Consider the following 23,394-nt stretch of genomic DNA (forward strand, 5'->3'; position numbering starts at 1 on the left):
TCGCCACAGGCGACCCCCGTCTGCTCACGGGCGCTTCGCGCCCGTTCGCACGGCCAGCGGGACGGCGGAGCCGTCCCGCTCGGCTTGCAAAAACCTCGACTAAAAACACCCGCTCACTCCTTTCGGTCGCTCGCGGTACAGTCGTTGTGACTACCGCAACTGCAACCGCACAGCACCGCTGAAGCCCTCGCTCCCCCACTCCGTTCGGTCGCTCGCCCTTCATCCGCCAGGCCCGCCCCGCAACCGGCCCACAACTACCACCACTACCAACTCGTGAACCACTCCCAATCAGCCTGATTCGCCGGTTCCCGAACGGCTTTTCGGTCGCCAGTCCTTTCTCTCGGTGTATGTCTCAAGAGCAACGCAGTCCCGACAGCGTCCCGCGCGCCAACGAGATGCCGATGCTCGGCCTCGGCACGTGGCAGAACGAAGACCCCGAGCAGTGCGTCGAGAGCGTCCGAACGGCGCTGGAAATGGGCTATCGACATATCGACACCGCCCAGGCGTACGGCAACGAGGAGGCCGTGGGCAAAGGGATCGACCAGGCGGACGTCCCGCGCGAGGACGTCTTCCTCGCGACGAAGGTCTGGAAGTCGAGCCTGAACTACGACGACGTGATCCACACCACGACCGAGAGCCTCGACAAACTCGGCGTCGAGTCGGTCGATCTCCTCTACACCCACTGGCCGGCCGAGGAGTACGACGCTGAGGACACCCTGCCGGCGTTCGCCGAGCTGAAGGACCGCGGCGACATCGACCGAATCGGCGTCTCGAACTTCGAGCCCGAGCATCTCGACACCGCACGCGAGGTACTCGACGGGCCGATCTTCGCGAACCAGGTCGAGTGCCATCCCCTCCTTCCCCAGGACGAGCTCCGCACGTACGCCGACGACCACGACATCGAACTCGTGGCGTACTCGCCGCTCGCGCGCGGCGACGTCTTCGAGGTCGACGAACTCACCGACATCGCCGCAAAACACGACGCCAGCGCGGCCCAGATCAGCCTCGCGTGGCTCCGCGAGAAGGGCGTCACCGCGATTCCGAAGGCCACGGGCGAGGACCACATCGAGGACAACTGGGGCTCGCTCGGCGTCGATCTCGACGATGAGGACGTCGCAACGATCGATGGGATCGACAGGAAAGACCGAAAGGTCGATCCCGACTTCGCTCCCTGGTAAGCCTCGGCCGTACCGGTTCCGAAAGCGATTATTTTCGCCGGGCCGTACGCCAACCATGGAGTTCGATTCGACCACGACCGCCATCGCATTCGTCGCCCTCATCGCGATCGGCGTCGGTGGCCTGCTCGTCTCGGGCGTGATGGCGACCGGCACCGTGTTGATGATGGTCCTGCCCGCAATGGTCGTCTTCGGACTGCTCTGCCTCGCCATCGGCACCCAGTACGGCCAGCACCGAACGAGCGGGCGATAATCGTCCGATCCGCCGATCGTGGTGTGATCGCATACCAGCCCGAAGCGAAGCCACAAGGACTTTTACGCCGGTAATTATATCTCATTACGAAATGTCCGACGAGTTCCCCGACTACCTCGACGTCGACTACACCGACGGCGAGGGCGAAGACCCCGAGGATTACCCGAGCATCGAGGACAAGCTCGAAAAGGCGATCGAGGTCACCAAGCGCGGCCTCGAACAGTACGACAACCCCGCAGTGATGTGGACCGGCGGGAAGGACTCGACGCTCACCCTCTATTTCATCAAGGAGGTCGCCCAGCGCTTCGATCTGGAGGTTCCGCCCGCGATCTTCATCGACCACTACCAGCACTTCGACGAGATCCACGACTTCGTCGAGAAGTGGGCCGACGAGTGGGACCTCGAGGTGCGCTACGCGCGCAACGAGAACGTCGGCGAATACGTCGACGAGCACGGCCTCGAACCCGGTGACGACATCCCCATCGAGGACCTCTCCGAGCACAACCAGCACCACGTCCGGAACATCCTCGAATACGAGGAGGACACCTTCGACTTCCTGCTCGACACCTACGTCGGCAACCACCTCCTGAAAACCGTGGCGCTCAACGACGCCCTCGAAGAGTACGGCGTCGACGGCGTCATCTCGGGCGTGCGCTGGGACGAACAGGAAGCCCGCGCCGACGAGACGTTCTTCAGCCCACGCCACGACCCCGAGATCTACCCGCCCCACGACCGCATCCAGCCGATCCTCCAGTTCGCCGAGCGCGACGTCTGGGACGCCTTCTGGAACTTCGCGGTGCCCGAGACCGTCGCGGAGTATCCCGACGAGGGGTACGTCCCCCAGAGCGCCGACGACCTGCCCGAAGGGATCACCAACGAGGATATCCCGATCAGTCCGAAGTACTTCGCTGGTTTCCGATCGCTCGGCAGTGAAGTGAGTACGGAGAAAGCCGACGAGGACCCCGCGTGGCTGCAAGACCTCGAAGGCACGACCGAGCGCGCGGGCCGCGCCCAGGACAAAGAGGACCTGATGGAGCGCCTGCGCGACCTCGGCTACATGTAGGACCTTTTGCTACGCTCGGCCGCTCTGCGGCCTCGCTGGCAAAATCTCCACCAAAAGCCTCGTCACCCCCTCCGGAAGAGCGAAGCTCTTCCGTGCTCTCGTTCGCTTCGCTCACGAGAACTTCGGGGGTTCCTCGGCCCGCTCGCTCACGACGTTCGCTCGCGGGACAATTACTGTCGACCACCGCGACCGCACAGCACCGCCCGAGCCCTCGCTCCTTTTAGTCGCTCGCCCTCGATCCACCAGGAACTGCACCGCACTCCAACAGCACCACCAAAGCCCTCAGTCACTCACTCCGTTCCCGTGAGCCGAAGGCGAGCGGATGCTCGGAGTCGTTCGAAAGGCGCTTCGCGCCTTTCGTGATGACGAGGGAGTTTCGCTCCCTCGAACCACGCGCGAAGCGTGCTCCGGCGTTCGTGGGTTTGCCCTTCATCCACCAGGACCGCCATCCGCACCGCCCAGCGGCCGCCCCCGCTGGCCGCCTCAGTACAGGTCGTCGAGATCCGACTCGACGTGGCTGTGCTCCTCGGCCGGGAACTCGCCGTCTTCGACGGCCTCGACGTAGCCCGACACCGCCCGCTCCATCTCGCCGCGGACGTCACCGAACGCTGCGGCGAAGGGTGGCTGGTGGTCGCCGAGCCCGAGCACGTCGTTGGCGACGAGCACCTGGCCATCGCAGTCGGAGCCAGCACCGATCCCGATGGTGGGGATCGAGAGATCGTCGGTGATCCCCGCCGCGAGGTTCGCCGGGACGTGTTCGAGCACGAGCGCGAACGCGCCGGCGTCCTCGTGCTCGCGCGCGAGACGGGCGATCTCGTTCGCGGCCTCCTGAGACGTTCCCTGGCGGCTGTACCCCAGTTGGTTCACCTTCTGTGGGGTGAGGCCGAGGTGGGCCATCACCGGAATCCCGACATCGGCGAGTCGTTCGGTCAGTTCCACAGTATGCGACCCGCTCTCGATCTTGACCGCATGCGCGCCCTCCTCCTTCAACATTCGACCGGCGTTTTTGAGGCTCTCTGCTTCGTCGACACCGAAACTGAGGAAGGGCATGTCGGCGATCACGAGCGGCTCGTCGGTGGCGCGCGCGACCGCGCCGGTCCGGCTCGCGACCTCATCGACGGTGACGGGCAGCGTCGAGTCGTACCCCAAGGTGGCGTTGCCCATGCTGTCGCCGACGAGGATCGCGTCGACGCCCGCAGCCTCGCAGGCCGCCGCCGTCGGCGCGTCGTAAGCGGTCAACATCGTGAGCGGCGTCTCGGTCCCCGAACGGAACTCCCGCACAGTCGTCGGCATGAGCGATCCTCACACGCGACGGGAGTAAACGACTCCGAATCCACACCGCGAGCCGTAGGAATCAGGGTTTCTCGGGGAGTTTCTCAATCGAGGGCGCCGCCACGCGGTCCGCTACTCGTGGCCGAGGACGGCCATCGGCTCGTAGGGCTCTTCGAGGTACTCGACGTCGCTATCCGAGAGATCGAGTTCGACCGCCTCGACCGCGTCTTCCAGATGTTCGACGCTCGACGTGCCGTAGATCGGCGCGGTCACGCCATCCTTGTGGAGCAGCCACGCGAGACCGATCTGGCTCATGCTGGCGTCATGCTCGTCGGCGAGTTCCTGGACGCGCTCGTTGATTTCTCTACTCTGCGGGGTGTCGTACCGATCCGCGGTCATGTCGCGCATCTCGTCGCTTTCCTCGTGCGGGCGGGCGAGATAGCCACCCGCGAGCGGCGACCACGGAATCACGCCGACGTTCTCCTTCCGGGAGAGCGGCAGCATCTCTCGCTCCTCCTCGCGGTAGACGAGGTTGTAGTGGTTCTGCATCGTCGCGAAGCGCTCGAAGCCGAGGCGGTCGCTCGTGTGGAGCGCGTCCGCGAACTGGTGGGCCCACATCGAACTCGCGCCCAGATATCGGGTTTTGCCCCGCCGAACGGCATCGTCGAGCGCCCCGAGAGTCCCCTCGATCGGCGTCTCGGGGTCCCACCGATGGATCTGATAGAGGTCCACCGTGTCCATCCCGAGCCTATCGAGGCTGTTTTCGAGTTCCTGATCGATCGTCTTCCCCGAGAGCCCGCCCGAGTTCGGGTCGTCCTCGCGCATCTGGCCCCAGACCTTCGTGGCGACCACCTGCTCGTCGCGGTCGTACTCGCCGAGGGCGTTGCCGAGGATTCGTTCGGACTCCCCGTCGGAGTAGACGTTCGCCGTGTCGAAGAAGTTGATCCCGAGTTCGATCGCGCGGTCGATGACCTCGGTCGCCTGCTCCTCGCCGACGGTCCAGTCGAACGCCTCGCCGCCCCCGGACCCGCCGAAGCTCATACAGCCAAGGCAGATCTTGCTCACAGTCATTCCCGTATCGCCGAGTGTCGTGTACTCCACCCCCACAGCTACGACGACCGATCGGATACCCGTTGGACCACGCTCGGTATTTGCCTGTAGCCGAGCCGCTATGTGGCTGGTTGCGAGCCTACAGTCGAACCATCCAGACAGCGTCTCAGAAACCATTAAACGGCCGTTTCATCGGTCGTCGATGACTGCGTCGGCGGAACCACTTCTACCGGTGCATTTATATACGAAAATCACTAACCTCTGGTGAATTCGAGCGGAGCGCCATCACGTTATGCAAGGACAAAACCAGCAGCAAGCCTACGACCGCGGAACCACGATCTTTTCGCCGGACGGCCGGCTGTACCAGGTCGAGTACGCCCGTGAGGCAGTCGAGCGGGGGAGTACGAGCCTCGGCGTCCGGACCGAGGACGGCGTCGCGCTCGTCGCCGAGCAACGGGTCCGATCGCCACTGATGGAACAGTCGAGCATCGAGAAGTTGCACAAGGTCGACGATCACGTCGCCGTCGGATCGGCGGGCCACGTCGCCGACGCGAGACAGTTGACCGACTTCGCCCGTCAGCAAGCACAGGTCGATCGCCTGCGCTACGGCGAACCGATCGGCGTCGAGACCCTCGCGGGGGCCGTCACCGATCACATTCAGGAGTACACCCAAACCGGCGGTGCGCGGCCGTTCGGCGTCGCGCTGCTCATCGCCGGCGTCGAGGACGGCCAGCCCCGACTCTTCGAGACCGACCCGTCCGGCACCGCGACCGAGTGGGCGGCGAGCGCCGTCGGTGCCGACCGCGAAGAGATCCTCGACAGCCTCGAAACGAACTACCGCCCGGATGCGGACCTCGACGGCGGCATCCACACCGCGCTCAACGCGCTCGCGTCGGAACGAGACGCGTTCGAGTCGAGCGAGGTGGTGATCTCGACGATCGACGTCGAAACGGAGCAGTACCGCACGCTCGACAATAGCGAGATCGAAGCACACCTCGACGAGATCGATTTCGAGGACGACGATGAGTGACGAGCTTCATCCGACGAGCGGAATCGATATCGAAGCGAACGCCACCGCCCCCGAGTTCGACGTTTCGTCACAGGGAGCCGGCGGCGAGGAGCTCAAAACGGGAACGACGACCGTCGGCCTGACGACCGAGGATGGCGTCGTTCTCGCTGCGGACATGCGCGCGAGCGCCGGCAACATGGTGGCGAGCAAGGACGCGCAGAAGGTTCTCGAAGTCCATCCGACGGCGGCGCTCACCATCTCGGGCAGCGTGAGCGCGGCCCAGTCGCTCGTGAACTCGCTGCAAGCGGAGGTCCGCCTCTACGAGACTCGTCGCGATACGGGGATGAGCCTCGAAGCGCTCGCGAACCTCACCGCGAACCTCCTGCGGAGCGGGAACTTCCAGATCGTTCAGCCGGTGCTCGGCGGCGTCGACGACGACGGCAGCCACGTCTACGGCATCGGTCCCGGTGGGAGCGTGATGGCGGAGGACTACGCCGTGAGCGGATCGGGATCGCCGTTCGCGCTCGGCGTGCTCGAACAGGAGTACGACGTGGGAACGAGCGTCGAGGACGCCAAAACCATCGCGGCCCGCGCCGTCCAGAGCGCGACCGAGCGCGACACCGCCAGCGGCAACGGACTCACGCTCGCGACGATCACCGCCGACGGTGTCACGATCGACACCTACGAGAGCGTCGAGAACGCCCTGTGATCGGCCCGTCGATCACAGTCGCCGCGCTTCCAGCAACGTGTGACGAAACCGACTGTCCGACACCGGAGTGACCACCACGAATGGACCTCTCGATCGTCGACCTCGCACCGATCCCGGAGAACGGCACGGCAACCGAGGCGTTCGAAGACACCGTCGAGCGCGCCCAGCACGCCGAGAAACTCGGCTACTTGCGCTTCTGGGTGGCCGAACACCACGACTTCACCGACCGACTCGCGAGCACCACGCCCGAGGTGCTCATCCCGCACATCGCCGCGAAGACCGACGAGATCCGGGTGGGTTCCGGGACGGTGCTGCTCAACCACTACAGCCCGTACAAGGTGGCGGAATCGTTCGGCGTGCTCGATGCGCTCGCACCCGACCGTATCGATCTGGGGCTCGGGCGGGCAACGGGGAACCCCGTTAGCGACCGCGCGCTCCAGGAAGATCGGAGCCAGCAGTGCCGGAGCGACGACCACGCCGAGAAGATCGACGAGGTCGCGGCCCACCTCTACGACGGGTTCGACGACGACCACCCGTTCGACGACCTGAAGATTGCCCGCTCGCGCGACAGCGTTCCCGACGTATGGGTGCTCGGCTCCAGCCCATCGAGTGCCGCGATCGCGGGCGAGCTCGGGCTGCAGTACTGTTTCGCGTCGTTCATCAGACCCGGGCCAGCCGTCCAGGCGTTCGAGACCTATCGTGACCGGTTCGAACCCTCCGCGTACGGGGCCGGACCGGCGGAGCCGAAAGGAGCGCTCGCAGTGAACGTCACCTGTGCCGAGACCGACGAGGAGGCGGCCCGGCGACGCGCGACCGCCGAGGCGTCACGACAGCGCCTCCAGCGCGGCGAACTCGACAAGCCACCGATCCGGTCGGCCGACGAGGCGATCGAGGAACTCGGCAGGGTGCCCGAGCCGACACCGACCCCGATCGAAGCCGGCGAGTGGCCCCGCCAGATTTCCGGGAGTCCGTCGACGGTCCGCGATCTACTGAACGAGATGACGGCACAGGTCGGTGTCGACGAGGTCGTGATCCAGAACCAGATCGCCGACCCCGACAACGTCCTGGAATCACACGAGCTGCTCGCCGACGCGTTCGATCTCACCCCACGATAGCGATCCACGCTGTTCGTCGTCATCGATGCATCGAACCGGCGAGAAAGGCTTATCGCTGCGCGTGCCAACCCCGAGTCGTGCCGGAGCTCGTCGAGACAAGCGATCCAGAGGGGGTGGATTACGGCTGGGTCATGCAGACCACGTTCGTGCTCACGATCGCGGTGGGCGCGCCCATCGTCGCCGTCCTCTCGCTCGGCGCTCCGCTTGACACGTGGAACGCGCGCCTCTCTTTTGCGGTCCGAGTCGGTGCGGTGGTCTGGGTGCTCGTCGCAGTAGCGGTCTACGGTTACGCACACCGGACGACCGAGGAGCCAGCGGATCAGTAGGTCGTCGGCCCGTCGCCGACGTACGAGAATCGCGTTCCCGCCCGATCGGCAGTTTCGGCGTCGCCCTCGGAATCACCGATAAACAGCGTCCGCTCGGGCGTCGCATCGAGATGTTCGACCGCGGCGAGCAACGACTCGGGGTCGGGTTTGAACGTTGCGACGGTGTCCCGACCGACGACGCACGCGACGTGCTCGGCGAGATCGTGAACATCGAGCGCGATCCGACAGGCGTCCTCACAGTTCAGCGAGCAGACGCCCACTGGGCGATCGGTCACCAGCTCGTCGGCGAACGCCAGCCGCTCCGAGCGACGTGCGCCTTCGCGTTCGTGGCCGGCGATCGCTTCCTCGACCGCGTCGCGATGGCCGAGTTCGTCGGCGCGTTCGAGCATCCGCCAGAGGTCCATCCCGTCGGTGTCGACGCCACAGCCGTCGAGCGCGGCGGCGGCGTCCGTCGCGGCCGCGTCCCAGTCGACCGCGAGGCGCACGAGCGTCCCGTCGAGGTCGTAGACGACGGCCTCGGTGTCGTCGGGAATGGTGACAGTCATACCCTGAAAAACGGGGGCCAAGAGAAGTCGGCTTCGATCGCGGGGGCTGGTCAGTCGCGGAGTTCGCGCGCGATCACGTTCTTCTGGATTTCGGAGGTTCCCTCGTAGATCGTGGTGATCTTGGCGTCGCGGTAGAGCCGCTCGACGCCGCCCTCCGTGGTGTAGCCGTAGCCGCCGTGGATCTGGATCGCCTCGTTCGCCACCTCGACGGCGGTCTCGCCAGCGAAGTATTTCGCCATGCTCGCGGCCTCGCGGTAGTTCTCGCCCGCGTTCGCCCGCCGCGCCGCGTCACGGGTCAGGAGGCGTGCGGCCTGGGTCTTCGTGCGCATCTCGGCGAGTTTGTGCTGGATCGTCTGGATCTCGCCGATCGCGCTGCCGAACTGTTCGCGCTCGTCGGCGTACGCCAGCGACTCGTCGAGAGCGTGCTGGGCGAGGCCCACAGCTTGAGAAGCGATCGCCACCCGCCCGCCAGTCAGAATCGAGAGCGCCGCCGAGAGGCCGCGTCCTTCCTCAGTCAGTCGGTTTTCCGCCGGGATCCGAACGTCGTCGAACTCGAGGCTGGTGGTGTCGCTCGCGCGGAGCCCGAGCTTGTCCTCCGTGGGACCGACCGAGAGCCCATCAGTATCTTTCGGGACGACGAACTGGGTGATCGAGTCGCGGTCGTCGCGGTCGGTACGCGCGAACAGGATCACCACTCCCGACCGCTCGCCGTTGGTGATCCACTGCTTGGTGCCGTTGATGACGTACTCGTCGCCCTCGCGCCGGGCTTCGGTCGTCATCGCGGCGGGGTTCGAGCCGGCGTGGGGTTCCGAAAGCGCGAACGCGCCAACGGGCCGGCCGTCGACCATCTCCGGCAGCCACCGCTCGCGCTGGGTTTCGTCGCCGAACTCCGCGATACAAGAGGTGGCGAGACAGTGGACCGAGAGCGCGGTCGCCACCGCCAACATCCCGCCCGCGAGCTCCTCGTTCACGAGACTGTAGGTGACGGTGTCGGCGTCGAAGCCGCCGAACTCCTCCGGCACCGTGAGCCCGGTCATATCGAGGTCGGCGAGCCCATCCCAGACGTCCTCTGGGAACTCCTCCTCGCGGTCGGCCCGCTCGGCTTCCGGCCTGATCTCCTCGCGGGCGAACTCTCGAACCACATCCCGAATCGCGCGCTGTTCGTCGGTGAGATTCATACCCACCGGACGGCGGCGAGGGGCAAAAATTACCCGCTCCGTGGTGGCTGCTTACCAGCGCCCCACACAAGATGCTTGTCGATTCCGCCGCTACCGGCTCACTCGTCGACGAGCGTCACGTCGAGGCGGTCTTCGAGCGCGCTGATGAGCGACCCGCCGACGTCGGCCCGCGCCGCACGGCCCTCCTCGACTGCTTGGAGATCGTCGGTGGCGACATCGAGATCGTCGGCGAGTTCCGCTCGATCCAGATCGGCATCTTCGCGGGCCTGCTCCACGCGCTCGCCGTATCCCGAGACGAGATAGGGGAGCTGATCGCGGTCGTAGTTGGTCCCCTCGCGCTCCCATCGCGCGGAGTCGCCGCTCCGATCGGCGAGCTTCGCCGTGTTCCGGGCCGCGCGTTGCCGGCGGTCGCGATCGCTGTCGCGGTCGTCGCTGGAGCCGGTATCGCGTGTCGATCCGCCGCGATCGTCGGTCTCGCCGTGATCGAGACAGTTCGGACAGAGATCGAGCTCTGCGCCCGCGACGGTCGCGGTCGTCAGGTCCGAATCGGTCGCGCCGCAGAGCTCACAGCTCCCCCCGCCGCCTGAATCGTCTCCGGTCGAGTATTTGGCCATAGCCCGGCTTGGCACGCCGCAGGTATAATGATCCGGTTCGAACCGACCGGATTCCGGGTGTGGCGGTGCGTTCGGCCATCTGGCTTCGGGGTTCGTGCGCCCGATCGGAGCGGCTCGGGAAGGAAAAGGCGGACTACGAACCGGTCGTCGAGAGCATGCTCTGGGCGACGCCGACGAGCTCGTCGGTGTCGGCCTGGCGGAGGCGTTCGTCGCCGAGCAGGAGGCGCAGACGTGGCCGTCCGACGTCGATCGGCACCTTCTCGGTGTCGATCAGGCCGTGCTCTTCGAGGGTGGCCTTCTTGCGCGAGAACGTGGCCCGGCTGGCGAGTCCGGTGTTCTCACCCCACGTGCTGATGTCGTAGAGCAGCTGTTCGTTTCTCGCCGCGGCGAGCAGGCTGATCACCACTTCGTCGACATCGCTCGTACCGCGTTCCTCACCGAGTGTGGTGCGCATCCGTTCGAAGTCAGCCCGGAGATCGGGGCCGAACTCGTCGTCGAGCGTCTCGCGGACGCGGTCGAGCGGTGGTGTCCGGAGCCTGAACGTGTCGGCTGCCTCCCACCGCTCCGTGTACTGGCTCCGCGCGGTCGCGACGAACTCCTCGTCGCGCGTGATGAGTCCGGCGGCTTGACCGTCGGCCGCGACGACCGAAACGATCGCGTCGTCGGTACACAACAGCGGTCCGTCGAGCCGGCTCTCGGTCGTGCGAAGGGAGAGAACGTCCGCCGTGACGAGATCCGCTGCGGTGCCTGCCACGGTGAAATCGCTCGTGACCGTCTTGAGCACCGATTCGGTCACGAGGAGCCGGACGGTCGGTGGGTCGTCGTGATCGCCGAGCACGCCGAGGAGTTCCTCGACCCCGTCGGCCGAGAACCCCATCGCGAGAACGGTTTCCGTCGCGTCGTCGAGTACCGCTCGACAGATGGCCGATACGTTTTGTTCGATCAGATCCACGTCCGTTGTGATGGTCATGTAGATACCACAACGAGCCCAAGGTACGTAACAAAACGGGCTAGATATCTAGACTACTGTCACCTATAGAATAGTATAGACGGATGACGAGCGGATCGTGGGCGGGGCTTCCCGTTCTCTCGTGGCATCATTCGCGCTCCCGGAGATCGATCGGAAGTTCGTGGTCGCAGCGATCATTCCGGCCGAGGGTTCATCCCGAGCGGCGGCCGATCGAGGGTATGGAATCGGAGAGTGAGGTCGACGATCGGTTCGCTCCGGCGATCGACGGCCACGTCCACCTCATGCCGGACCGGCTCATGCGCGCGATCCGGGACGCGCTCACTGCAGAAGCGGGGTGGAGCTTCGTGCATCCGACCGACAAGGAGGCGATGGAGGCCGCGCTATCGGCCGCGGGCGTCGAGCGCTATCTCGCACTTCCGTATGCCCACCGGCCCGACATGGCGGCCGACCTCAACGAGTGGGTGCTCGGGCGGGCGGCGGAGTCGGAGATGGCGGTGCCGTTCGCGACGGTCCACGGCGACGACGACGTGGCGGACGTGGTCGAGGCGGCGTTCGCGGCGGGTGCGCGGGGGCTGAAGTTCCAGTGTCCGGTCCAGGAGTGTGGACCTACCGATCCGCGACTCGATCCCGCCTTCGAACTCGCCGCGAAGTACGACCGCCCGATCCTCTTCCACGCGGGGACGGCCCCACACTTCGAGGATAGCCCACACGTCGGGGTCGAACAGTTCGAGACGTTCCTCGACTCCTATCCCGACGTCCGCGCCGCCTGCGCGCATATGGGCGCGTTCGAAACCGACGCCTTCCTCGCGCTCGCTCGCGATCACGAGAACGCCTTTCTCGACACGTCGTTCGTCACCTCTACCGCAGCGAGCGAGTACGTCGGTTCTACCGTCGGGATCGAGGACGACGCGTTCGAGACACTCTCCGAATCGATCTTCTACGGCTCGGACTATCCGAACATTCCCTACCCCTACGCGGCCGAGCGCGCCGGGTTGCTCGATCGGGAGCTCTCGACGGCGACGCTTCGCGACCTGTTCGGCCGCACCGCCGAGCGATTCCTCGGCGAGCGGTGATTCGGGGTGTGGCTGCCGTCCCGATCGGCGGAGCACGGCCGGCACGCCGCGAACCCGCCGACGAAACGGCTTTAGGCGGGCCGGGCCTGCGCTCTCGCGTGACCCAGGTCTGTATCGTCGGCGCGTCGGACGTGGCGGTGCGCTACGAACTGCTCTCCCGTGAGACCGCCCGCGAGGCGCTCTCGACGTACGACCTGCACGAACCCTACGCGAACACGCTCGCCCTCGATACGGTGAGTCTCGGCGCGGCGGTGTCGCTGCTCAACGATCTCAACTGGTATCTCGTCCGCTTTGCGAGCGACGCGCTCGTGCTCGAACCGTCGATCAGCGAAACGGAGTGGCTCTCGCGCGATCTCGCGACGGCGGTGCGCGACGAGCGGATCGCGCCCGACGAGACCGGGGAGAACTGTAAGATCTACGGCGTGAGCGACGACGAACTCGTCGAACCGATGTACGTCGTCCGCACGAACGGTCTCCCGGAGTACGACCTCGCGGAGGTCGACGACACCCTCGTGGTCCGGATCACGAACGAAGAGTTCGGCGGCTGATAGGGGGAATCCCGGTGGGAGTTCGAGACCGCGCTATTCTTCCTCTGTGGGGTGTTCGAGCGCCGTCTCGATCGGCGCGTCGCCGGCAAGAATCTCGAAGGTCTTCCCGTACGTCTCTTCGATGTCGAGCGCCGCCACCAGCGTTCGGGCGACATCCGCACGAGTGATCTCGCCCCGACCGAGCTTTGCGGCCGCGCGGATTTCGCCGGTGGCCGGTTCGTCGATCAGCGCGCCAGGCCTGACGATCGTGTACGTCAGCTCGCTCGCCTGGAGCCGTTCGTCGGCTTCCTGCTTGGCGATCAGGTAGTCTTCGAGCGCGTCGGGACTCGATTCGGGATCGTCGGCGTTCATCGCGCTGAGCATCACGAACCGATCGACGCCGTGCTCCTCGGCCGCCTCGATCATCCGGATCGCGCCGTCGCGGTCGACACCTTCGACGTCCTCGCCGCTCGATCCCGCGGCGAAGACGATCGCATCGTGGTCCTGGACCGCGTGGGAGACGTCCTCCGTGAGGTCCGCGACGACGGTTTCGGCGTCGTACTCCGCTATATCCGATGCGTAGGAGTCGGTGCGGACCATCGCCGTGACGTCGTGATCGCTTCGGTCGAGGACATCGACGATGTGTTGGCCGACCTTGCCGTGCGCGCCAGCGACGAGTACGTTCATAAGCGGTCCAGGGTACGGCGCGGACGCTGGTAAATTGTCTGGCCCCGGTGTCCTGACGAGCGAAGCGAGTCAGGGCTCAGGAGAGCAACGCTCTCCTGGTGGATGAAGGGCGAGGGGTGCGATCGACCGAAGGGAGTGAGTAGCGAACGGAGTGAGCGCACGCCGAGGGCTTCGGCGGTGCGGTTGCGGTGTGGGCGGTCGCGGAAAGCGCCAGTAGCCCTACCGCGAGCGAACGCAGTGAGCGAGCGGGTGTTTTTAGTCCACCGGAAGACGCTTCGCGTCTTCCAAGCTCTCCTTCGCTTCGCTCTGGAGAACAGGTTTTTGGAGAGGGTTCGACCGAGCGTCATCAGAACGCGAAGCGTTCTGATTGGCAGTCAGAAATCTTCGATTTCTGACGACGCCCGCAGGCGCGAGGGAGGACCCTCTGTAAAAAAAGTGGGTGCTTAGACAGTGAGTTCGCCTTTGCGCTGTGTGACCGTGACGTCGTCGGCGTCGAGTGCTTCGACGTCGAGGTGCATCGGGATGAAGTTCCGGCGCTCGAAGTCCTCGGTCTCGTCTTCGGTGCCGACCGTACACCACAGCTGAACCTGGGTGGGGCCGTGCCACTCGCCCTGACGGGAGATGCCGAAACAGACCAGCTCCTCACCGTCGTGCTCGATGATCCCGCCCTTCCGGACGCCAGGGTCGCCCTCGATGATGAGCCGCTTCATGCTGGGAGGTTGCCCGACGGGAACCTAAGCGCTTCGGACCCGCCGCGACACCGAACGGGTTTTACCCTCCGATGCGCTACCGCCATCCAGTAACCATGCAGATACCACGTCGGTTCAACACGTACTGCCCACACTGCAACGCCCACCACGAACACGAGGTCGAGAAGGTCCGCAGCGGGCGCGAGACTGGAATGAAGTGGACCGACCGCCAGCGCGAGCGCGCCACCGCGGTCATCGGCAACACCGGGAAGTTCTCGAAGGTGCCTGGTGGGGACAAACCCACGAAGAAGACCAACCTCAAGTACCGGTGTAGTGACTGCGGCACCGCCCACCTCCGCGAGGGATGGCGCGCCGGCCGCGTGGAGTTCCAGGAGTAATCATGGCGGGGAACTTCTACTCCGTGCGCTGTCCGGACTGTGAGAACGAACAGATCGTCTTCGGCAAGGCCGCGAGCACGGTGGCGTGTGCTGTCTGTGGCACGACGCTCGCCCGATCGACCGGCGGCGACGCGACCTTCGAAGGCGAGGTGATCGAGACCGTCGAGCGCCGCGACACCGGCAGCGAGCTCGCGGACACTGGGACATGAACTACAGCGGGTGGCCCGACCCGGGCGATCTGGTCGTCGGGAAGATCGACGAGATCGCCGATTTCGGCGTGTTCGTCACCCTCTCGGAGTACGAGGACAAACGCGGTCTCGTCCACGTCTCGGAGGTCGCCTCGGGCTGGATCAAGAACGTTCGCGACCACGTGAGCCTCGACCAGACCGTGGTGGCGAAAGTTTTGGACGTCGACGAGTCGTCCCAGCAGATCGATCTCTCGCTCAAGGACGTCAACGACCACCAGCGCTCGGAGACGATCCAGGACTGGAAGGCAGAACGGAAGGCCGACAACTGGATGGCGATCGCGTTCGGCGAGGACATCGCCGACGAGCAGTACGCCACGGTCGCGAACGCCTTCCTCGCGGAGTTCGGCTCGCTGTACGCGGGCTTCGAGGAGGCGGCCATCCACGGGACCGAGGCACTCGACGATACCGATCTCGACGACGAGGAGATCGATTTGATCGTCGAGACCGCCCGCGAGAACGTCTCGGTCCCGTACGTGACCGTCAGCGGCTACGTCGATCTCACCAGCGCCGAGAGCGCCGGCGTCGATCTCGTTCGGGAGGCACTCGATGCGGCCGAAGGCAACGGCGAGGTCCTCGTGAGCGGAACGAACGAGGGCTCGGAAGGCCAGCAAAGCGAGCCTTCCGGTGTGCCCGAGGAGGTCGAGCTCGAGGTGACCTACGTCGGCGCACCCGAGTACCGCATTCGGGTGCAGGCTCCCGATTACAAGACCGCCGAGAGCCAGCTCGAAGCCAGCGCCGAACGCGCGTCGACTGCCATCACCGATCGCGGCGGCACTGCGGAGTTCCACCGCGAACGCCGCAGCGACGACGAGTAACGCGGCGCACTACCGCATGAAATCCGCTATTCTCGTGTGCGAGGCGTGGCGCTCGACCCACGATCGCCCGGTGTACACGCTGTCGGAGACCTGCCCCGAGTGTGGCGGGCCGGCGGTCAACAGCGCGCCAGCCCCCTACAACCCCGAAGACCCCCACGGTGAGTACCGACGTGCTCTTAAGCGCCGCGAGTCCGAATAGCCCATGAACGAATTCGAAGTCGAAACGCTCGCGGAGCCGTCGCTCTCCGATCCGGTGTTGATCGAGGGGCTTCCGGGTGTCGGCCACGTCGGCAAGCTCGCGGCCGAACATCTCCTCGAAGAGTTCGAGAGCGAGCCGGTTAGACGGATCTACTCCGAGCACTTCCCACCCCAGGTCAACGTCGAGGACGGCCGCGCGAAACTCGCTTGCGTCGAACTCCACGCAGTGGAGGCGGGCAACGAGGACCTCCTCGTGCTCACCGGCGATCACCAGCCCCAGGAATCCACCGGCCACTATCACCTGACCGACCGCGTTCTCGACGTGACGACCGAACTCGGGGTCGATCGGGTCTTCGCGCTCGGTGGCGTTCCGACGGGCGAACTGATCGACGAGTACGACGTCATCGGAGCCGCGACCGACGACGGCGTCATCGACGAGCTCGAGGATGCGGGCGTCGAGTTTCGCGAGGACCAGCCCGCCGGCGGCATCGTCGGCGTCTCCGGCCTACTTCTCGGCCTCGGTGCGCGCCGTGACCTCGACGCAGCCTGTCTGATGGGCGAGACCAGCGGCTATCTCGTCGATCCCAAGAGCGCACGCGCCGTGCTCGAAATCCTCGAAGCAGCCATCGGCTTCGAGGTCGAGTTCGACTCGCTCGAAGAGCGTGCCGACGAGATGGAGGAGGTCGTCCAGAAGATCCAGCAGATGGAGGGCGGCCAGCAGGCCACCGACGACAACCTTCGGTACATCGGCTGAACCTTTTTACTGCGGGGGGTGCGCTCCCTCGCTCCGCTCGGTCGCCCACCCCCGTCTGCTCACGGGCGGCGAAGCCGCCCGTTCGCACGGCCAGCGGGACGGCGGAGCCGTCCCGCTCGGCTTGCAAAAACGTTCATGAAAAACACCCGCTCGCTCGGCCTGCGGCCTCGCTCACGGTAGAACTTCTAAACATCATCCGCGGCCGCCAACGCACAGCACCGCCCGAGCCCTCGGCCACTCACTTCGTTCGGGCCTCGCCCTCGGTCCACCAGGCCCGCACCGCAACCGCACTACAACTTGCATCGCGGCCACAGCGCCGCCGCAACCGCCGCCACACCACAGTCGCTACGCCCTCAGTCCTCGTTTCGAGCGCGCTCGATCCGACTTTCGGCCTGGCGGAAGAGACCCCGAAACGTCGTGACCTCCCGGCCGGTGGGATGAGCACGACCGAGCAACCGCCGGATGAGGCGACCGGTCTTCGCGTGCTTCTCCTCGGGGTGGTCGATCGCGTCGAGGAACGAGTCGAACTGGTCGTAGAGCCCTTCGAGCGCGCGCTCGTCGGCGCGTTCGTGTCGGTTGCCGGGATGCTGGCTCCCGTCGAGATGCAGATCACGGAGTTCGTAGAGCGCGACCGTCGCGGCCTGGCCGAGATTGAGAACCGGGTACTCGGGGCTCGCAGGGATCGAACACACCTCGTCGATCCGCACGATCTCCTCGTTCGATAATCCCGTACTCTCGCGGCCGAACACCAGCGCCACGTCGCTCTCGACCCCGGCGAGATGGTCGCGGAGTTCGGCCGGGGTTTTGAACGGATAGCGGACGTGTTTTCGCCCGTCGCGGTTCGTGGTTGCGGTGAAGCCAATGGTGTAGAAATCGGTGACGAGCGACTCGAAGCTCACGACGTCGTGATTCGGGAGGACGTCTTCGCGTGCGTGGCCGGCGAAGCCGTACGCCTCGCCGTCGGGGTCGAGTTCGGGCGGATCGACCAGTTTCAGATCACTGAACCCGAAGTTCTTCATCGCCCGCGCGATCGTCCCGACGTTGCCTGGCGTCTGGGGATCGACGACGGCGACCACTACCTCGCCCATCAGTCGATGTCGAGACTGTCGAGGTCGACCGTGTTCGCCTCCCGTTCGGCTTCGGCGGCCGACGTGGTGCCCGAGACCTGTGGCACCGCGGTCGGATCGGTGTCGACGTGTTCGAGGCCGGCGTAGTCCTCCGGCGCGCGGCCGCCGTCGAGGAACCACTCGTGGAAAGCGTCCTGGAGTTCGGGTTCACCGCGGCGCTCGCTGCCGCCCTCCTCACGATACCAGTAGAGGAAGTCGGGCTCGTGGACATCACAGACCACGACCTCGCTCAGGGGTTCGCCGTAGACCGCCGCAGCCACGTTGCACGCGTCGAGGTTCTCGTCGCCATGAAGCAGCCAGCAGGCGTGACACGGCGATCCGATCACCTCTCGGAGCCGAGCCACACGCTGGCGGGTCTCGGGGTCCATCGCGTCGATCGCCATGATCTCGCCGTCGTCGGTGAACACCGCCGACTCGTCGAACCGCCAGCCCCGCAGCCCGATACTTACCTTGCCCATACCGCGAGAAAGTGACTCGCGCCTAAAAGTCGCGCGTGTCGCGGACCCGCCTGACAGCTACAACGACCGCTGGAGGGATTGTAGCCGGGCGATCCGATCGTCGGTGTCCGGGTGGGTTCGCAGGATTCGTGCGGCGATCTCCCTGAGCGGCTGTGTTTCGCGGTAGAGGTACGGCGCGCGATCGCCCTCCGGGCCGAGCATCATCGGCTCTCGGGACTCGGCTTCGGCCGGTTCGAGCGGAACGATCGAGAAGGCGGCGATGCTTGCGCTCGCGCGGGCGTCCGTGGTCGGGATTCCCGTGGCCGCTTCGTCGAGCGTCGACAGCGCGCTCGCGAGCGCGGCCGGCGAGCCGGCGATGGCGACTGCGCCGCGGTCGGCCGCGAGTTCACGGTGTCGCGAGAGCAGACGGAACATCACCCGGCCGACAACCCAGAACAGCCCCGCGACGGCGAAGGTGACGGCTCCGACGATGCCGCCGACCGAGCTGCTCTCGTGATTCGGGTCCTCCCAGCCGCTGCTCGCCCAGTCCATCAGCGTCTGTGCGACGACCAGCGGCAACGCCATCGCCATCATCACCGCGACATCGCGGTTCTTGACGTGGGCGAGTTCGTGAGCGACGACCGCCGACAGCTCGTCTCCGTCGAGCACGTCGAGCAGCCCAGTCGAGACGACGAGCGTCGCCCCGTCCCGGGTGTAACCGGTCGTGAAGGCCCGTGGCGCGGTCGTCTCGGCCACCAGTACGGTCGGAACCGGGAGGTCTGCCTGGCGGGCAACGCGATTGACGAGACGGTGGAGATCGGGGAACTCCTCGGGGGACGGCTCACGCGCGTCGACGCCCCGGAGGACGAGCGAGTCGCCGTAGCGCCCTTCGATGACGACGATGGCGACGACGAGTACGATCGTCGCACCCGCGCCGGCGACCTCAGTCAGTCCACCGGGAAGGTAGCCGTTCCGCGCGGCGAGGGCGGCCAGCCACGAGAACGCGACGAACAGCACGCCGGCAAGCGCCGCTGCCACGACGGCGAGCGACCCGACGGCCACGACCATTCGAACGCGGAGCATCCAGTCGTTCGTCCACTCCATCGTCGGGTGGTCATCGGCCGACGGAATACATCCATCGTTCCGAAAACCACAGACCGGGCCGGCTTTGTACGACGAAGCCGTCCAACCCACATGACCGTCGACGCCGCCGGCCTTCCGATCGGCGACGATCACCCGCCACGGATCATGGGCGTGCTCAACGTCAGCGACGAGTCACCCTACGATCCGAGCGTCTTCGCCGACCCCGACCAGGCCGCCGAGTACGTCGACGACCTCATCGCCGAAGGGGCGGACATCATTGATGTGGGCCTCGAATCCGCGAACAAGCGCTTCGATGTGCTTTCGGCCGATGAGGAACGCGACCGGCTCGACACCGCGCTCGAAACGATCGAGCGCGCCCGCGACGACGCGGTGTTCTCGATCGAAACCCGCTATCACGAGGTCGCCGCGGCCGCTCTCGATGCGGGATTCGACATGGTGAACGACGTCTGCGGGTTTGCCGACCCCGACATGCCACGGGTCTGCGAAGCGCGAGACGCCGCCGTGGTGAAGATGGCGAGCCCGCCCGACCTCGAACGGCCCGGCGCGCTCACCACCGTCGAGGAGATCCACGCCGCGCTCGACCGCGAACTCACCCCGAAGACGATCGTCGATCCCGCCTTCGGCGGGTGGAGCGAGGCAAAAACCCTGGAGGACGACCGTGAGATATTCGACCGGCTCGGCGAGTTCCGCGATCTCGATCGGCCGATGCTGGTTTCGATCAACCGGAAGAACTTCCTTGGCGAGATCGTCGATCATGAGACGGAGGGGCGACTCCCGGCCAGCCTCGCCGCGACCGCGCTGGCCGTCGAGCGCGGCGCACACGTCATCCGGACCCACGACGTGGCCGAAACTCGCGATGCGGCGCTGATCGGCGACGCGCTCGGCGATCGGCGCGAACGAGTCACGGCCGAGGCCTGAGATGCAGTTCGAGGCGTGGGAGCCAGTCTACGAAGCCATCCTCGACGACTTCGGGTTCGACCGCGTGGCCGACGAGCGCGTGCGAGACATCCTCGCCGGCTTCGCCGAACCGTTCGATCTCGATCGACTCGACCTCACGGGCGAATCAGTCGTGATCGCCGGCGCTGGCCCCTCACTCGAAACCGACCTCGACTCGTTATCGGACGAACTGCTCTCGGAGGGAACCGTGTTCGCCGCCTCGACCGCGGCCGATCGTCTTCACGAGATCGGCTTCGAGATCGACTGCATGGTTACAGATCTCGACAAGAACCCCGACACGGTGCGCGATCTCACTGCACGCGGAACGCCGGTCGCGGTCCACGCCCACGGTGACAACGAACCGCTGGTCCGAGAGGTCGTCCCGACGCTCGACGCGACGAACGTGCTCGCGACGACTCAAGCCGCACCCGTCGGACCGGTCCAAAATTTCGGCGGATTCACCGACGGCGACCGCGCGGCCTTCCTCGCCGATCACTGTGGGGCGCGTAGTCTGAAGTTCGTCGGCTGGGACTTCGACGACGACTCGGTGGACGCGATGAAACAGCAGAAACTCACGTGGGCCGAACGATTGTTGTACTGGCTCGAACGCCGCCGTGACGAGCGATTCACCGTGCTCGATGGACGGCGTGACGGGATCGATATCGGGGCGTTGCCGATCAAGTAGCGAGGAACGGGCGATTAGGGTTCGAGAACGACTTTTCCAGTGCTTTCGCGGTTCTCGATGTGCTCGTGTGCTGCGGCAGCGTCTTCGAGCGGGAAGGTTTCACCGACGATCACTTCGAGGTCACCCTCGGTCAGCAGTTCGGTGAGATTCGGCACGGCGCTCAGCACACGCTCGGGGTCGCGCTGCATCGACTGTCCGAGGTGGTAGCCGTAGACGGTGTAGTTGTTGAACAGCAGCGTACTGGTGTCGGGATAGCCCGGTTCGCCGCTCGCCGCGCCGTACGAAACCATCCGACCGAAGTGGGTGAGGCAGTCGAGGCTCTCGGTGGTGGTGTCGCCACCGATCCCGTCAAGCACGAGATCGACGCCCTTGACGTCGGTGAGATCATTGACTTCCTCGGCGAAGTCGGTCTCCGTGTAGTTGATCGGGTGATCCACGCCGAGGCGTTCGGCGAGATCGAGCTTGTCCTGGGTGCTCGCGGTGCCGAAGACCTCAGCACCGGCCTCACTCGCGAGTTGGGTCGCCGCGGTGCCGACGCCGCCCGCCGCCGCGTGGATCAGGACGCGCTCGCCCTCCTCCAATCCACCCCACTCGAACAGGGTGTTGTGGGCAGTCAGGAACTGTACCGGGAAGCCCGCGGCTTCGGTGAACTCCATCGGTTCGGGAACGTCGAACAGCCCCGCGGCGTCGGCGGTGACGGATTCGGCGTAGCCTTCGTTGGTCATCGCGACCACGCGCTCGCCGACCTCGCGATCGACACCCTCACCGACTGCGTCGATCGTGCCGGCAGCCTCCATTCCGGGCACGTAGGGCGGACTCGGCCCGCCCTGGTAATGACCCCGGCGCTGCATGATGTCCGCGAAGTTGACGCCTACCGCTGCGACATCGATCCGGACCTCGCCGGGGCCCGGCTCGGACATGTCGCGGTCGGTCGTCTCGATGACGTCACGTCCGCCGAATTTGGTGACTTCGATGGCCTGCATCACCGTTTCTTGCCGCGCCATCCGGATAAACCATCCGGCCGTGGTTTACTCGTCTTCGACGGTTCCGTCGTCCGACGGCTGCGATGACTGCTGTGGCTGCTCGTCGACCTCGGTTTCGATATCCGTGTCCGTTTCGAAGCCGTCTTCCGGGTCCGTTTCGCCCGCTGGTTCGACCGGTTCGGGCTCCGGGACGTCGATGACGTCGTCGGGATCGAGCGGGTTGCCCGCGGTCGCCCGCGTTGTCACCGCCTCGCCGCGGACGAGTTCGGGCAGGATGATCCTGGCGAAGTGGACGACCAACACGAGGATGAGCGGGCCGAGAAACAGGCCGTACCACCCAAAGAGGAGGGGGCCGACGATGTACGCGATCATCACCGAACCGGTGTGGAGCGAGCGGCCCGAGACGTACGGCCGGAGGACGAGGTCCGGAATGGTGTCGACGATCACGAGCGAGACCGCCGCGAACACCACCGGGAACCAGAGAAGCGTCGGGTCGACGAGGGCGGCCTGGCCGGCGAGGACGAGCGCCACAGGGATGTAGACGATCTTCATCCCCACCACGGGAACGAGGCTGCCAACGCCGGTGAGCAGTCCCAGCAGGGTGGCCGACGGGACCCCGATTTCGGGAGGGCTGACGACGTCGAGAGCGTTGTACGAGATCGCCGCGAGGATCGCGGTCGCGAAGGCATTGAGGATGTTCCCGAAGTAGATCGTCTTGAGATTGCGATCGACCGCATTGAGGTAGGCGTACGCCGCCGTTCGCTCGCCCGCGAGTTCGGTCCGGAACCACGCAGCGAGCTTGTGATCGTCACGGAGGAGGTAGAACGCGAGCGCAAGCACGATGAACAGGTGGAGGAGTGCGTTGCCGACCGCACCGAGATACCCCGTCGTCGTGCCGAGCGCCTCGCCGAGGGATTCGAGCCCGCCCGGCCCGAGATACTGCTCGGGGTTCTGTACCGCCGAGGTCACCAGCTCGCGCAGGTTGTCGATCCCGAGCCCGCCATCCGCGAGGATCGGCTGGACGAGGGCGTCGAGCTGGTCCGCGTTGGTGCCGGCGAGGCTCTGGAGCTCGGTGACGGCCACCGAGACCGTGTACGCGACGAGCAGGATGATCGGGAGCGTGATCGACAGCAGCGAGACCGCCGCAGCGAGGCTCGATGTCGGGATCCAGTCCGCGATCCGGCGGTGGATCGGGCGCGTGATATAATAAACGAACAGCCCGAGGACGAACGTGCCGATGTACCGATAGACGACGAACGCGAGCGCGGCCCCGAGGGCGATCGCCACCAGCCACAGCGGGATTCGCGAGCGGTCGTAGCCGTCGAGCACGCTGGCCATGTGCGAGGGAGGCGCGGCCGGCGTAAATACCCGTTGTGCGAGCGGGTGTCTCAGTCGCTCGAACCACCCGTCCCGCTCGGCTATCCGGACCGCTGTCGTTGCCGGACGTGTCCCCG

The 23,394-nt window shown here is 65.9% G+C and carries 29 protein-coding genes; 16 read left to right on the plus strand and 13 right to left on the minus strand.

Annotated elements, in window-relative coordinates; translation table 11 throughout:
• Window positions 1-347: 347 nt before the first annotated feature.
• The 3 genes from PHA81_RS12165 to PHA81_RS12175 all read left to right on the plus strand — a co-directional run bounded on the left by PHA81_RS12165 (window position 348) and on the right by PHA81_RS12175 (window position 2,491).
• Window positions 348-1,178: an aldo/keto reductase gene (locus tag PHA81_RS12165; protein ID WP_049910042.1), complete on the plus strand. Its 831-nt coding sequence runs from the start codon at window positions 348-350 to the stop codon at window positions 1,176-1,178.
• Window positions 1,179-1,233: 55 nt separating this feature from the next.
• On the plus strand, window positions 1,234-1,428 hold the full coding sequence (locus tag PHA81_RS12170; protein ID WP_005043047.1) for a hypothetical protein: 195 nt from the start codon (window positions 1,234-1,236) through the stop codon (window positions 1,426-1,428).
• Between the two features lie 91 nt (window positions 1,429-1,519).
• Complete coding sequence (locus PHA81_RS12175; RefSeq protein WP_005043048.1) at window positions 1,520-2,491, plus strand: phosphoadenosine phosphosulfate reductase family protein; 972 nt, start codon at window positions 1,520-1,522, stop codon at window positions 2,489-2,491.
• Between the two features lie 483 nt (window positions 2,492-2,974).
• Here PHA81_RS12175 and panB read toward each other — a convergent pair whose 3' ends face one another.
• Window positions 2,975-3,784 carry a 3-methyl-2-oxobutanoate hydroxymethyltransferase gene (gene panB / locus PHA81_RS12180; RefSeq protein WP_005043049.1) on the minus strand — a complete coding sequence of 270 codons (810 nt, stop codon included), beginning with the start codon at window positions 3,782-3,784 and terminating at the stop codon, window positions 2,975-2,977.
• A gap of 111 nt (window positions 3,785-3,895) precedes the next feature.
• Window positions 3,896-4,864 carry an aldo/keto reductase gene (locus PHA81_RS12185; protein WP_005043050.1) on the minus strand — a complete coding sequence of 323 codons (969 nt, stop codon included), beginning with the start codon at window positions 4,862-4,864 and terminating at the stop codon, window positions 3,896-3,898.
• A gap of 241 nt (window positions 4,865-5,105) precedes the next feature.
• Between PHA81_RS12185 and psmA the strand changes: the two genes are divergently transcribed.
• The 4 genes from psmA (at window position 5,106) to PHA81_RS12205 (ending at window position 7,972) form a co-directional block, all read left to right on the plus strand.
• A complete protein-coding gene (gene psmA / locus PHA81_RS12190; protein ID WP_005043051.1) occupies window positions 5,106-5,843 on the plus strand; it encodes an archaeal proteasome endopeptidase complex subunit alpha in 738 nt (245 codons plus the stop codon).
• Entirely contained in the window at window positions 5,836-6,531 is a 696-nt protein-coding gene (psmB, locus tag PHA81_RS12195) for an archaeal proteasome endopeptidase complex subunit beta (protein ID WP_005043052.1), read from the plus strand. The genes psmA and psmB overlap by 8 nt, the downstream gene beginning before the upstream one ends.
• A gap of 80 nt (window positions 6,532-6,611) precedes the next feature.
• Window positions 6,612-7,646, plus strand: a complete 1,035-nt coding sequence (locus PHA81_RS12200; protein ID WP_005043054.1) for an LLM class flavin-dependent oxidoreductase — start codon at window positions 6,612-6,614, stop codon at window positions 7,644-7,646.
• A 77-nt stretch (window positions 7,647-7,723) separates the two neighbouring features.
• The gene (locus tag PHA81_RS12205; protein WP_005043055.1) at window positions 7,724-7,972 is read left to right on the plus strand and encodes a DUF5822 domain-containing protein; all 249 of its coding nucleotides are present in this window, start codon (window positions 7,724-7,726) and stop codon (window positions 7,970-7,972) included.
• Here PHA81_RS12205 and PHA81_RS12210 read toward each other — a convergent pair.
• The 4 genes from PHA81_RS12210 to PHA81_RS12225 all read right to left on the minus strand — a co-directional run bounded on the left by PHA81_RS12210 (window position 7,966) and on the right by PHA81_RS12225 (window position 11,279).
• The gene (locus tag PHA81_RS12210) at window positions 7,966-8,517 is read right to left on the minus strand and encodes an HAD-IA family hydrolase (RefSeq protein WP_005043057.1); all 552 of its coding nucleotides are present in this window, start codon (window positions 8,515-8,517) and stop codon (window positions 7,966-7,968) included. The two genes, PHA81_RS12205 and PHA81_RS12210, sit on opposite strands and share 7 nt — an antisense overlap.
• 50 nt (window positions 8,518-8,567) lie before the next feature.
• Window positions 8,568-9,695, minus strand: a complete 1,128-nt coding sequence (locus PHA81_RS12215) for an acyl-CoA dehydrogenase family protein (RefSeq protein ID WP_005043059.1) — start codon at window positions 9,693-9,695, stop codon at window positions 8,568-8,570.
• 98 nt (window positions 9,696-9,793) lie between these two features.
• Entirely contained in the window at window positions 9,794-10,309 is a 516-nt protein-coding gene (locus PHA81_RS12220; RefSeq protein ID WP_005043060.1) for a multiprotein-bridging factor 1 family protein, read from the minus strand.
• 133 nt (window positions 10,310-10,442) lie between these two features.
• Complete coding sequence (locus PHA81_RS12225; RefSeq protein ID WP_005043062.1) at window positions 10,443-11,279, minus strand: DUF5821 family protein; 837 nt, start codon at window positions 11,277-11,279, stop codon at window positions 10,443-10,445.
• Between the two features lie 218 nt (window positions 11,280-11,497).
• Between PHA81_RS12225 and PHA81_RS12230 the strand changes: the two genes are divergently transcribed.
• Complete coding sequence (locus tag PHA81_RS12230) at window positions 11,498-12,352, plus strand: amidohydrolase family protein (RefSeq protein WP_005043063.1); 855 nt, start codon at window positions 11,498-11,500, stop codon at window positions 12,350-12,352.
• 98 nt (window positions 12,353-12,450) lie between these two features.
• A complete protein-coding gene (locus tag PHA81_RS12235; protein WP_049910044.1) occupies window positions 12,451-12,900 on the plus strand; it encodes a DUF5804 family protein in 450 nt (149 codons plus the stop codon).
• A 33-nt stretch (window positions 12,901-12,933) separates the two neighbouring features.
• On the opposite strand, the gene PHA81_RS12240 is transcribed toward PHA81_RS12235, so the two are convergent.
• Window positions 12,934-13,566, minus strand: coding sequence for an SDR family oxidoreductase (locus PHA81_RS12240; protein WP_005043066.1), 633 nt, complete (start codon window positions 13,564-13,566; stop codon window positions 12,934-12,936).
• A gap of 443 nt (window positions 13,567-14,009) precedes the next feature.
• Complete coding sequence (locus PHA81_RS12245; protein ID WP_005043067.1) at window positions 14,010-14,276, minus strand: HAH_0734 family protein; 267 nt, start codon at window positions 14,274-14,276, stop codon at window positions 14,010-14,012.
• A gap of 95 nt (window positions 14,277-14,371) precedes the next feature.
• Between PHA81_RS12245 and PHA81_RS12250 the strand changes: the two genes are divergently transcribed.
• Genes PHA81_RS12250 through PHA81_RS12270 form a run of 5 tightly spaced genes read left to right on the plus strand, consistent with a single transcriptional unit; the run spans window position 14,372 to window position 16,668 of the window.
• On the plus strand, window positions 14,372-14,653 hold the full coding sequence (locus PHA81_RS12250; protein ID WP_005043068.1) for a 50S ribosomal protein L44e: 282 nt from the start codon (window positions 14,372-14,374) through the stop codon (window positions 14,651-14,653).
• Window positions 14,654-14,655: 2 nt separating this feature from the next.
• Window positions 14,656-14,862, plus strand: a complete 207-nt coding sequence (locus tag PHA81_RS12255; RefSeq protein ID WP_005043069.1) for a 30S ribosomal protein S27e — start codon at window positions 14,656-14,658, stop codon at window positions 14,860-14,862.
• Window positions 14,859-15,716, plus strand: a complete 858-nt coding sequence (locus PHA81_RS12260) for a translation initiation factor IF-2 subunit alpha (protein WP_005043071.1) — start codon at window positions 14,859-14,861, stop codon at window positions 15,714-15,716. The genes PHA81_RS12255 and PHA81_RS12260 overlap by 4 nt, the downstream gene beginning before the upstream one ends.
• A gap of 16 nt (window positions 15,717-15,732) precedes the next feature.
• Window positions 15,733-15,915 carry an RNA-protein complex protein Nop10 gene (locus PHA81_RS12265; RefSeq protein WP_005043072.1) on the plus strand — a complete coding sequence of 61 codons (183 nt, stop codon included), beginning with the start codon at window positions 15,733-15,735 and terminating at the stop codon, window positions 15,913-15,915.
• 3 nt (window positions 15,916-15,918) lie between these two features.
• On the plus strand, window positions 15,919-16,668 hold the full coding sequence (locus PHA81_RS12270; RefSeq protein WP_005043074.1) for a proteasome assembly chaperone family protein: 750 nt from the start codon (window positions 15,919-15,921) through the stop codon (window positions 16,666-16,668).
• Window positions 16,669-17,021: 353 nt separating this feature from the next.
• Here the strand turns inward: PHA81_RS12270 and PHA81_RS12275 are convergent, their stop codons facing one another.
• From PHA81_RS12275 to PHA81_RS12285, 3 genes are read right to left on the minus strand one after another with little or no spacing between them, the layout of a single operon-like run.
• Complete coding sequence (locus PHA81_RS12275; RefSeq protein ID WP_005043075.1) at window positions 17,022-17,756, minus strand: RNA methyltransferase; 735 nt, start codon at window positions 17,754-17,756, stop codon at window positions 17,022-17,024.
• Complete coding sequence (locus PHA81_RS12280) at window positions 17,756-18,253, minus strand: hypothetical protein (protein ID WP_005043076.1); 498 nt, start codon at window positions 18,251-18,253, stop codon at window positions 17,756-17,758. The genes PHA81_RS12275 and PHA81_RS12280 overlap by 1 nt, the downstream gene beginning before the upstream one ends.
• Before the next feature lie 57 nt (window positions 18,254-18,310).
• Window positions 18,311-19,336 (minus strand): M48 family metalloprotease, encoded by a 1,026-nt coding sequence (locus PHA81_RS12285; RefSeq protein WP_241430328.1) that lies wholly within the window; start codon window positions 19,334-19,336, stop codon window positions 18,311-18,313.
• Between the two features lie 90 nt (window positions 19,337-19,426).
• On the opposite strand from PHA81_RS12285, the gene folP reads away from it, so the two are divergent.
• Both folP and PHA81_RS12295 read left to right on the plus strand, forming a co-directional pair.
• Entirely contained in the window at window positions 19,427-20,254 is an 828-nt protein-coding gene (folP, locus tag PHA81_RS12290) for a dihydropteroate synthase (RefSeq protein ID WP_005043078.1), read from the plus strand.
• A gap of 1 nt (window position 20,255) precedes the next feature.
• The gene (locus PHA81_RS12295) at window positions 20,256-20,957 is read left to right on the plus strand and encodes a 6-hydroxymethylpterin diphosphokinase MptE-like protein (protein ID WP_005043079.1); all 702 of its coding nucleotides are present in this window, start codon (window positions 20,256-20,258) and stop codon (window positions 20,955-20,957) included.
• Window positions 20,958-20,971: 14 nt separating this feature from the next.
• On the opposite strand, the gene PHA81_RS12300 is transcribed toward PHA81_RS12295, so the two are convergent.
• Window positions 20,972-21,940, minus strand: coding sequence for an NADPH:quinone oxidoreductase family protein (locus tag PHA81_RS12300; RefSeq protein WP_005043081.1), 969 nt, complete (start codon window positions 21,938-21,940; stop codon window positions 20,972-20,974).
• Between the two features lie 45 nt (window positions 21,941-21,985).
• Entirely contained in the window at window positions 21,986-23,278 is a 1,293-nt protein-coding gene (locus PHA81_RS12305) for an AI-2E family transporter (protein ID WP_005043082.1), read from the minus strand.
• Window positions 23,279-23,394 lie beyond the last annotated feature (116 nt).

This window comes from Halococcus sp. PRR34, assembly GCF_028617175.1.
Taxonomy (GTDB): Archaea; Halobacteriota; Halobacteria; order Halobacteriales; family Halococcaceae; genus Halococcus; species Halococcus salifodinae.

Coding starts and splice junctions, on each gene's coding strand:
- PHA81_RS12165 (WP_049910042.1), top strand. CDS start 348: ATGTCTCAAGAGCAACGCAGTCCCGACAGCGTCCCGCGCGCCAACGAG.
- PHA81_RS12170 (WP_005043047.1), top strand. CDS start 1,234: ATGGAGTTCGATTCGACCACGACCGCCATCGCATTCGTCGCCCTCATC.
- PHA81_RS12175 (WP_005043048.1), top strand. CDS start 1,520: ATGTCCGACGAGTTCCCCGACTACCTCGACGTCGACTACACCGACGGC.
- panB (WP_005043049.1), bottom strand. CDS start 3,784: ATGCCGACGACTGTGCGGGAGTTCCGTTCGGGGACCGAGACGCCGCTC.
- psmA (WP_005043051.1), top strand. CDS start 5,106: ATGCAAGGACAAAACCAGCAGCAAGCCTACGACCGCGGAACCACGATC.
- psmB (WP_005043052.1), top strand. CDS start 5,836: ATGAGTGACGAGCTTCATCCGACGAGCGGAATCGATATCGAAGCGAAC.
- PHA81_RS12200 (WP_005043054.1), top strand. CDS start 6,612: ATGGACCTCTCGATCGTCGACCTCGCACCGATCCCGGAGAACGGCACG.
- PHA81_RS12210 (WP_005043057.1), bottom strand. CDS start 8,517: ATGACTGTCACCATTCCCGACGACACCGAGGCCGTCGTCTACGACCTC.
- PHA81_RS12215 (WP_005043059.1), bottom strand. CDS start 9,695: ATGAATCTCACCGACGAACAGCGCGCGATTCGGGATGTGGTTCGAGAG.
- PHA81_RS12220 (WP_005043060.1), bottom strand. CDS start 10,309: ATGGCCAAATACTCGACCGGAGACGATTCAGGCGGCGGGGGGAGCTGT.
- PHA81_RS12225 (WP_005043062.1), bottom strand. CDS start 11,279: ATGACCATCACAACGGACGTGGATCTGATCGAACAAAACGTATCGGCC.
- PHA81_RS12230 (WP_005043063.1), top strand. CDS start 11,498: ATGGAATCGGAGAGTGAGGTCGACGATCGGTTCGCTCCGGCGATCGAC.
- PHA81_RS12240 (WP_005043066.1), bottom strand. CDS start 13,566: ATGAACGTACTCGTCGCTGGCGCGCACGGCAAGGTCGGCCAACACATC.
- PHA81_RS12245 (WP_005043067.1), bottom strand. CDS start 14,276: ATGAAGCGGCTCATCATCGAGGGCGACCCTGGCGTCCGGAAGGGCGGG.
- PHA81_RS12250 (WP_005043068.1), top strand. CDS start 14,372: ATGCAGATACCACGTCGGTTCAACACGTACTGCCCACACTGCAACGCC.
- PHA81_RS12255 (WP_005043069.1), top strand. CDS start 14,656: ATGGCGGGGAACTTCTACTCCGTGCGCTGTCCGGACTGTGAGAACGAA.
- PHA81_RS12260 (WP_005043071.1), top strand. CDS start 14,859: ATGAACTACAGCGGGTGGCCCGACCCGGGCGATCTGGTCGTCGGGAAG.
- PHA81_RS12265 (WP_005043072.1), top strand. CDS start 15,733: ATGAAATCCGCTATTCTCGTGTGCGAGGCGTGGCGCTCGACCCACGAT.
- PHA81_RS12270 (WP_005043074.1), top strand. CDS start 15,919: ATGAACGAATTCGAAGTCGAAACGCTCGCGGAGCCGTCGCTCTCCGAT.
- PHA81_RS12275 (WP_005043075.1), bottom strand. CDS start 17,756: ATGGGCGAGGTAGTGGTCGCCGTCGTCGATCCCCAGACGCCAGGCAAC.
- PHA81_RS12280 (WP_005043076.1), bottom strand. CDS start 18,253: ATGGGCAAGGTAAGTATCGGGCTGCGGGGCTGGCGGTTCGACGAGTCG.
- PHA81_RS12285 (WP_241430328.1), bottom strand. CDS start 19,336: ATGGAGTGGACGAACGACTGGATGCTCCGCGTTCGAATGGTCGTGGCC.
- folP (WP_005043078.1), top strand. CDS start 19,427: ATGACCGTCGACGCCGCCGGCCTTCCGATCGGCGACGATCACCCGCCA.
- PHA81_RS12295 (WP_005043079.1), top strand. CDS start 20,256: ATGCAGTTCGAGGCGTGGGAGCCAGTCTACGAAGCCATCCTCGACGAC.
- PHA81_RS12300 (WP_005043081.1), bottom strand. CDS start 21,940: ATGCAGGCCATCGAAGTCACCAAATTCGGCGGACGTGACGTCATCGAG.
- PHA81_RS12305 (WP_005043082.1), bottom strand. CDS start 23,278: ATGGCCAGCGTGCTCGACGGCTACGACCGCTCGCGAATCCCGCTGTGG.